Source organism: uncultured Winogradskyella sp. (assembly GCF_947501905.1).
Taxonomy (GTDB): domain Bacteria; phylum Bacteroidota; class Bacteroidia; order Flavobacteriales; family Flavobacteriaceae; genus Winogradskyella.
This window is the reverse complement of record NZ_CANMXL010000021.1, coordinates 1-425: the sequence shown is the minus strand read 5'-3', so window position 1 is coordinate 425 and position 425 is coordinate 1. Positions and strand designations below refer to the sequence as shown.

The 425-nt window shown below is 34.6% G+C and carries 1 pseudogene; it reads left to right on the top strand.

Annotated elements, in window-relative coordinates:
- A pseudogene (locus Q0770_RS14665) lies at positions 1-425 on the top strand (hypothetical protein); the annotation flags it as partial.

Genomic DNA, 425 nt, shown 5'->3' with positions numbered 1-425 from the left:
AAGAAAATACCAGGTAAAGGTTGGGAATATATTGTTTATAATAAGCTTGACCAACCTATTATGACACAAGATGCTAACCTTTTGGCTCTAAACAAATGGTTATTTACCAAATATGATGCTTTTGGAAGAGTAACTTATACTGGAGAAATCGATAAAAGTGCCTCTCGTACCACATTGCAAAACGAGGCTAATAGCGCTACTGGTATTTATGAAAATAAACTCACTACACCTATAACACTCGCTAATTATGCTCCTGTGTATTATTCTAACAATGCTTATCCTAATACAAAGATCTCTGAAGTAAACACAATAAACTATTATGATAATTATACCTTTAATAGAGATGGCGGCCAATGGCAAGCTACTGCATACGGGGTTACTAGTATTGTATATCCTAAGGGATTAGCTACTGGAAGTAAAGTAAG